The organism is Kingella pumchi (assembly GCF_022288825.1).
Taxonomy (GTDB): domain Bacteria; phylum Pseudomonadota; class Gammaproteobacteria; order Burkholderiales; family Neisseriaceae; genus Kingella_D; species Kingella_D pumchi.
The window spans coordinates 741-6,262 of the sequence record NZ_JAKOOW010000034.1 but is presented as its reverse complement, the minus strand read 5'-3'; the positions used below and the strand labels follow the sequence as shown (position 1 = coordinate 6,262).

Here is a 5,522-nt window from a genome sequence, read left to right as displayed (position 1 = left end):
TCGGATGCGGGCGGCGGCGGGCGGTTTGTTGCTATGATACGGGTGTTCCGATATACAAGGTCGGATTCTTGAATCCGACATTGCCCCGATTCAGACGGCCTTTTGACTTTTCCCCGCAACAAGATTTACGCGTGCTTTTACGGCCAAAGGCCGTCCCCGCCTGCGCGGGGATGACGTTTCTGAAACCCGTTCCATCCGAAAGACACCCATGCCCAACCTCATCATCATCGACACCGGCTGTGCCAACCTCTTCTCCGTGCAAGCCGCCTTTGCCCGTCTCGGCTGCCGTGCCCGCATCAGCGCCGACCCCGTTGCCATCGCCGCCGCCGACAAACTGCTCCTGCCCGGCGTCGGCACCGCTGCCGCTGCCATGCACAACATCGCCGCGCGCGGCCTTGCCGACCCCATTCGTCGCGCGCAACAGCCGCTTTTGGGCATCTGCCTCGGCATGCAGTTGCTCGGCGAGTACTCCGCCGAAGGCGACGTACCCGCCCTCGGTGTCCTGCCCGCGCGCACCGCGATACTCGACGCAGACGGCCTGCCGCTGCCGCATATGGGCTGGAACACCGTCCGCCACCAGCCCGAACATCCGCTATTTGAAGGCATCGCGCAGGATAGCCATTTCTACTTCGTCCACAGCTACAGCATTGCCGTCGGCGCCTGCACCGTCGCCGAAAGCCACTACGGCAGCGCCTTTTCCGCCGCCGTGCAGCAGGGCAACTTCTACGGCGTGCAATTCCACCCCGAACGCTCCGGCAAAAGCGGCGCGCGTCTCTTGCACAACTTCCTGCATAACCTGTAAACCGTTGCCGGCTTTTCAGGCTGCTCGGGTTTACTTGCTTTCCCGTCCGCCGGATGGGTGCGAAAGCAATGGGGCAGACGGTAACGAAGGGCATCGGCCGGTGTTTTTCAGGCTGCCTGCCGCTGCCGCGCAGGCAGCCTGAAAGCCAAGGGCAGGGGCTTTTGTGCTATGATGCCGCTCTTTGCAAACAGTTCGGGGTAAAAGTCCGATGAAAAAAATCCTGGCCGCAGGTGCGGTGGTGTTCGGTGGTTTGGGCGTGTTCGGCGTGCTGCCCAATTATTTGGGCATGAAGGCGCAAGAGTCGCTCGAAATCCAGCGCCGTGCTTTGGCAGATACCTTTTTCTTCGATATGGTGTCGCACAAATACGAGCGCGGCTGGTTCACTTCCACCGAAACCACCGTGGTGCGCGTGCATCCCGAAATCCTGTCCAATCTCGGCGGCTATCTGCCGGACAATGTGAAAACGGTGCTGGAAAAGCCGGTGGTGATGGTCAACCATGTCAAGCACTACCCCTTTGCCGACGGTTTTACTCCGGTGCGCGCGGTGGTGGAAACCGAATTCCAGTACGACCCCGAAGTGCAGAAAACCCTGTCGCGCTTTTTCGGCCAGCAGGTGCCGGTGAGCGCGCACAATGTGATCAAGCTCGACGGCAGCGGCCGCTATACGGTGAAAGTCGCGCCTTTCGAGTATGAAGAGCTCTCCGGCATCAAGCTCGATTGGAAAGGCATGGATGCCGAAGTCGATTACGCCGCCAATTTCACTGAATACCAAAGCCGTTTCACGCTGCCGGGCTTTAAAGCGGTGCTGGCCGACAAAGGCAGCCTGAACGCCGAGCAGATCGAAGTGGCCGCCAAAACCTATCCCGGCAGCAACGGCCTGTCGCTCGGTTCGTCCGAAACCAAGCTCGGGCGTTTTGAAATCGAGTGGAAAGACAGCATTTCCTACAATGTGCGCCTGAACGAACTGATCAATATGGTTACCGATCTGCAGATCGGCGCCTTTATCAATCCCAACGGCGACATCCCGCCCAGCAAAGTCAGCCTGGACAAACTCAGCTACCGCACCGAAACCGAAGAGAAAAACGGCTATATCGACAGCCGCGGCGTGTTTGCCTTCGACAAGCTCAACTACGGCGAAAACCAATATGGCCCGCTCAATATCGACATCGCCGCCGAGCATCTCAACGCCAAAGCGCTGGCAGACATGAAAAAAAGCCTGCAGCGCATCGCCATGGACAAATACACCGGCGACCAGGCGCGCGATCAGGTACTGGCCGCCGCGCGCAACGAAGGCGCGCCGCTGTTTACCGACAACCCGCTGTTCCGCATCAAGCGTTTTGAGTTCCAAACCCCGCAGGGGCATGTCAACAGCCGCGGCCAGCTCAGCTTCGACGGCTTGAGCAAAGCCGATCTCGAATCCTTCCCCGATATGGTGAAGAAAATGCGCGTCGATCTAGATTTGGACGTATCGCAGAAGCTGATTGAAGAATTCGTCATCACCCAGGCGCGCAGCCTGTTTGCCGTTGAAGATCCCAACAGCGAGCAGGAAAAACAGGAAGTTGCCGATACCATCCGCCTGCTGGTGGCCGGCAGCATCGACACCATGATCGGCGAAGGCCATCTCAAGCGCAGCAACGGCGCGGTGATGACCCGTCTCGAAATCGCCGGCAACCGTATCACGCTCAACGGCAAGCAGTTTGAAGCCCGCTCCGACGATGATTTGTGGCAGGGCTTGGAAGATACGCCCGCATCCGCACCGGCCGCCGGCAAATAAGCCGCCGAGCGCCCCCGAAACTTTTCAGGCTGCCTGCAGATTCCGATTTGCAGGCAGCCTGAAAAGTTTGCGCAAACCGCTTGGCGGGCATTATTCGGCAACCGCCGTTTTCAGGCTGCCGCAGGGTAGGGCGGGGCGCTGCGGTAGCTGCCAAGCGGCGCTATTTGTGTTAAAGTCCCGCCCGAATCCAAACAAGACGGGCAAGCCGTCTTGTTGTTGTGTAAACGGGGCGGAAAAGCAGCCTGAAAGGCATTCCGCCATCCTGCAGATAAGGATAGTTATGGCTCAAAACGTAGTAGTCGTCGGCTCGCAGTGGGGCGACGAAGGCAAAGGCAAAATCGTGGACTGGCTGGCCGAGCAGTGCGACGGCGTGGTGCGCTTTCAGGGCGGCCACAATGCCGGGCACACGCTGGTGGTGGGCGGCAAAAAAACCATTCTGCGCCTGATTCCCAGCGGGATCCTGCACGAAACGCTCGACTGCTACATCGGCTCCGGCGTTGTCGTTTCCCCCGAAGCGCTGTTGGGCGAAATCGACGAATTGGACGCAGCGGGCGTGAAAAACGTGGCCGGCCGCCTGAAAATCGCCCCCACCTGTCCGCTGATTTTGCCCTACCACATCGCGCTCGACCAAGCCCGCGAAGCCAGCAAGGGCGAGGGCAAAATCGGTACCACCGGCCGCGGCATCGGCCCGGCGTATGAAGACAAAGTCGCCCGCCGCTCGGTACGCGCCGGCGATCTGCGCGATATGGCGCTGGTGGCGGAAAAAGTCCGCGCCAATCTCGCGCTCTATAATGTCCAACTCGAACACCTGCACGGCGCCGCGCCGCTGGAGTTTGACAGCGTGATGGCGGTGATTGAGAGCTTCCGCGCCCGCATCCTGCCGATGCTTGCCGATGTTTCGCGCACGCTCTACGACAAAATCCAAAACGGCGAACGCCTGCTGTTTGAAGGCGCACAAGGCACGCTGCTCGACATCGACTGCGGCACCTATCCCTTCGTTACTTCGTCCAACTGCGTGGCCGGCGCCGCATCGGCCGGCGCGGGCGTGCCGCCGCAGGCGCTCGATTATGTGCTGGGCATTGTGAAAGCCTACACCACCCGCGTCGGCTCCGGCCCGTTTCCCACCGAGCTTTTTGACAAAGTGGGCGCCGGTTTGGCTAAGCGCGGGCACGAGTTCGGTTCGGTAACCGGCCGCGCCCGCCGCTGCGGCTGGTTTGATGCCGCCGCACTCAAACGCGCCATCCAAATCAACGGCATCAGCGGCATGTGCATCACCAAGCTCGACGTGATGGACGGCATCGACGAAATCAAACTGTGCGTGGGCTACACCCTGCCCGACGGCAGCACCACCAACATCCTGCCCTTCGGCGCCCACGAAGTTTCAGGCTGCACGCCGATCTACGAAACCCTGCCCGGCTGGAAAGAATCCACCGTCGGCGCCAAATCCTACGACGCGCTGCCCGAAAACGCCTGCCGCTATCTGCAGCGCATCGAAGAAGTGTGCGGCGCCCCCATCGCCATCGTTTCCACCGGCCCCGACCGCGACGAAACCATTCTGATCCGCCATCCCTTCGAGGCCTAAGCCCCGCTCCCGCGCCGCCCGTTTTCAGGCAGCCTGAAACGGCGGCGCCTTGTTTTTTCGGTTTGAGGCAGCCTGAAAGCCTTTTCAGGCTGCCTTTTCCCGCCATTTTCATAAGGAAAAACGCCATGTGGTTCAAACAAATCAGCTTCTATCCGCTCAATAAAAACCAGCTTCCCGATATCGAAACCCTGTCTGCCAAACTGGCCGAGGCCGAATTTGCGCCGGTTACCGGTTTGGACTGGTTCAGCGAGGGCTTTGCCGCCGTCCACGGCTTTTCGCCGGAGCCGGTGTTTCCCGCCGACTTCACCTGGAGCGTGGCGCTCAAGCGCGCGGAAAAAGTGCTGCCCGCCGGCGTAATCCGCGACATTTTGGAAGAAAAGGTGCAGGAAATCCAAAACAACGAAGGCCGCAGCGTCGGCCGCAAAGAAAAGCAGGAACTCAAAGAGCAGGTAACCGACGATCTGCTGCCGCGCGCCTTTACCCGCACTGGCCGCACGCTGGCGGTATGCAACACCCGCAGCGGCTTCCTGCTGGTAAACAACGCTTCGGCCGCCAAAGCCGAAAACCTGCTGGCCAAACTGCGCGAAGCGCTCGGCGGCTTGGAAGCCAGGCTGCCGCGCACCAAACAGTCGCCCGGCTCGCTGATGACCGACTGGCTGCTCAAAGGCCGCTGCGCAGGCGGCTTCGAGCTCGATGACAGCTGCGAGATGAAAGGCAGCGGCGATGTGGCGCCGGTGGTAAAAGTGGCCAAGCAGGATCTGACCGCCGACGAAGTGGTGCAGCATGTGAAAAACGGCAAAAGCGTCACCCAGCTCGGCCTGGTGTGGCGCGACCAAATCGCCTTTATCCTAACCGAAGAGCTGACCCTTAAGCGCGTGCAGTATCTCGACGTGCTCCAGGAAGAGGCCGAAAACCGCGGTGACGATGCCGAGGCGCTGGCCTTCGCTTCGCAAATCCTGATGGCCGAAAGCGTATCGAATATGCTTGAAGAGCTGGTGGCCCATCTGGGCGGCTGGCAGGATTAAAGTTTTCAGGCTGCTTCGGCACAATTTTCAGGCTGCCTGCCCGACGGTTTAAGCAACAACCGTTGGGCAGGCAGCCTGAAAAGCATTTGCGCGCCAAATAAAAAAACGTAAACTGCCGCTACAGGCAGCCTGCGTAGCGCAGCGAAGTTGCGAAGCTAAAACCATTCCATCCAATGCAATAAAGGAAAAACCATGAAAGCATTAAAACCGGTATTTGCCCTGCTGCCAGCACTGCTGCTGGCGGGTTGCGACTGTATGTTTGCTTCGGGAGAAACATCGTGGCAAGAAGAAGTGCAGTTATCAAGCGGCACCAAAATTTGGGTAAAGCGTACGGCAAAA

4 protein-coding genes are annotated in these 5,522 nt (G+C 59.7%); all 4 read left to right on the top strand.

Annotation, left to right across the window (positions count from 1 at the left end):
* The first annotated feature begins 208 nt into the window (after positions 1–208).
* The 4 genes from hisH (at position 209) to MB824_RS09540 (ending at position 5,183) form a co-directional block, all read left to right on the top strand.
* Positions 209–802 carry an imidazole glycerol phosphate synthase subunit HisH gene (hisH, locus tag MB824_RS09555; RefSeq protein ID WP_238748277.1) on the top strand — a complete coding sequence of 198 codons (594 nt, stop codon included), beginning with the start codon at positions 209–211 and terminating at the stop codon, positions 800–802.
* 208 nt (positions 803–1,010) lie between these two features.
* Positions 1,011–2,576, top strand: a complete 1,566-nt coding sequence (locus tag MB824_RS09550) for a YdgA family protein (protein WP_238748276.1) — start codon at positions 1,011–1,013, stop codon at positions 2,574–2,576.
* 274 nt (positions 2,577–2,850) lie between these two features.
* Positions 2,851–4,158, top strand: coding sequence for an adenylosuccinate synthase (locus MB824_RS09545; RefSeq protein WP_238748278.1), 1,308 nt, complete (start codon positions 2,851–2,853; stop codon positions 4,156–4,158).
* Between the two features lie 125 nt (positions 4,159–4,283).
* Positions 4,284–5,183, top strand: a complete 900-nt coding sequence (locus MB824_RS09540; protein WP_238748275.1) for a recombination-associated protein RdgC — start codon at positions 4,284–4,286, stop codon at positions 5,181–5,183.
* Positions 5,184–5,522: the final 339 nt, after the last annotated feature.